This is a genomic window from Microbacterium sp., assembly GCF_031178525.1.
Taxonomy (GTDB): Bacteria; Actinomycetota; Actinomycetes; order Actinomycetales; family Microbacteriaceae; genus Microbacterium.
The window spans coordinates 1-2,163 of sequence record NZ_JAPSJA010000359.1 but is presented as its reverse complement, the minus strand read 5'-3'; the positions used below and the strand labels follow the sequence as shown (position 1 = coordinate 2,163).

Here is a 2,163-nt window from a genome sequence, read left to right as displayed (position 1 = left end):
TTCGGCCGCGGTGGGCTCGGCCGTCGTGGTCACGGCGCCGGCGAAGACCTCGGTCGCGAGCCAGGCGGCGAGGTCGCGCGCGTCGCCCCCGGCGACAACGCGGCGGTAGGCGGCGAGCAGCGCCATGCCCCACGCCCCGCCCTCGCCGGCGGTGTCTCCCACGACGACGGGCGCGCCGAGCGCCGCGGCGAGCAGCCGCTGCGCGACGCCGGCCGTGCGGAACAGGCCGCCGTGCGCGAACATCGCGTCGATCGCGACGCCCTCGTCCGCGAGCGTGCGCATGCCGAGCGCGAGCGTGGCGAACACGGCACGCAGCTGCGCGCGCATGAAGCCGCCGAGCGTCAGGCGCGATCCCGGAGTACGGACGAACAGCGGCCGCCCCTCGGGAAGGTCGGCGATGGGCTCGCCGGACAGGTGGTTGTACGCGAGCAGGCCGTCGTCCGCGCCCTGCTCCAGCGCTCCGGCGAGCAGCGTCGAGAACACATCGTCGCTCGAGGCGGTCGACCCCAGAGCTCCGGCGAACTGGCCGAACAGGTCGGCCCAGGCGCCGAGCTCGCTCGCGCCGTTGTTGCAGTGCACCATCGCGACGGGGTCGCCCGCGGGCGTCGTGACCACATCGATGTCGGCGTGCGCGCGGCTCAGTGCGCGCTCGAGCACGACCATGGCGAAGATGCTGGTGCCGGCGCTGACGTTGCCCGTGCGCGGCGTGACCGCGTTGGTGGCGACCATGCCCGTGCCCGCGTCGCCCTCGGGCGGGCAGAACGGGACCCCGGCGCGCAGCGCGCCGGTCGGGTCGAGCAGCGCTGCACCCTCGGCCGTGAGAGAGCCGGCGTCCGCGCCCGCGGGCAGGACCGCGGGAAGGATCTCTGTCAGGTGCAGGTGCGGGGCGCCTGCCGACGCGATCCGCTCGTCGGTGATCCGGATCCGGGCCTCGTCGTAGCCGCCGGTCGCGGGATCGATCGGGAACATGCCCGACGCGTCGCCGACGCCGAGCACGCGCTCGCCCGTCAGCTGCTCGTGCACATATCCGGCGAGCGTCGTGAGGTGCCGGACCTGCTGCACGTGCGGTTCGCGATCCACGACCGCCTGGTGCAGGTGCGCGACCGACCAGCGCAGCGGGATGTTGACCCCCAGCGCGTCGGACAGCTCGGCCGCGGCGGCCTCGGTGTTGACGTTGCGCCACGTGCGGAACGGAACGAGCAGCTCGCCCGACTCGTCCAGCGCGAGGTAGCCGTGCATCATGGCTGAGACGCCGATGGCGCCGAATGTCTGCGGGCGGGTTCCGTGCCGCGCCTCGACGGCGGCGGCGAGCTCGGCGTACGCGGCCTGCAGGCCCGTGCGCACGGCGTCGAGCGAGTAGGTCCACAGGCCGTCCGCGAGCTCGTTCTCCCACGCGTGCGACCCGGTCGCGAGCACCTGGCCGGCGAGCGGGCCGTCGACGCCGATCAGGCACGCCTTGATACGCGTGGAGCCGAGTTCGATGCCGAGCGCCGTGCGCCCCTGCTCGATCGCCGCCGACTCGGTCGCGTCCGCATGCGCCATCGCACTGCTCCCGTTCCCCCAGGCGTCCTCGCCCGGACTCTCTTCGATCAGGTCACGGGCCGATCCGGCCCTGATCCGAGTATATGTTAGCGCTCACATATCTGCAGAAGGGCCCGTGTCCGCGCCGGTCAGGAGAGAGCGGCAGTGCTGTCACGGACGACGAGCTCGGGCGGGATCACCGCGGCGACCGGCGTGGCATCGGCGCCCGCGGCGAGCAGCGCGTGCGTGGCCGCCTCCCCCACCGCGGCGAACGGCTGACGCACGGTGGTGAGCGCAGGCACGAGGAACTCGCTGCCGTCGATGTCGTCGAAACCGACGAGGGACACGTCGTCGGGCACGTGCACGCCTGCCTCCCAGAACGCGCGCAGCAGGCCCATCGCGAGCGTGTCGTTCGCGGCGACGACTGCGGTCGGGCCGTCGCCGCGGACGATCTCGGCCGCGATCCGGTTCCCCACCTCGTGACCCTCGCTGGCCGACCAGCCGCCCGCCGGGACGATGCGCGGCTCAGCGCCGTGCGCGCGCATGGTCTCGACGTAGGCGCGCGACCGCTGGTCCGCGTCGTACCAGCCCTCCGGGCCGGCGACGTGCACGATGCGGCGGTGGCCGAGGTCGAGCAGGTGC

2 protein-coding genes are annotated in these 2,163 nt (G+C 73.9%); both read right to left on the bottom strand.

The features are described 5' to 3' along the window. On the bottom strand, positions 1-1,542 hold a 1,542-nt coding region (locus tag RIF89_RS14365), incomplete at its 3' end, for an FGGY-family carbohydrate kinase (RefSeq protein ID WP_309069756.1). Positions 1,543-1,670: 128 nt separating this feature from the next. Beyond that, a partial coding sequence (locus RIF89_RS14360; RefSeq protein ID WP_309069755.1) for a substrate-binding domain-containing protein occupies positions 1,671-2,163 on the bottom strand: 493 nt, incomplete at its 5' end.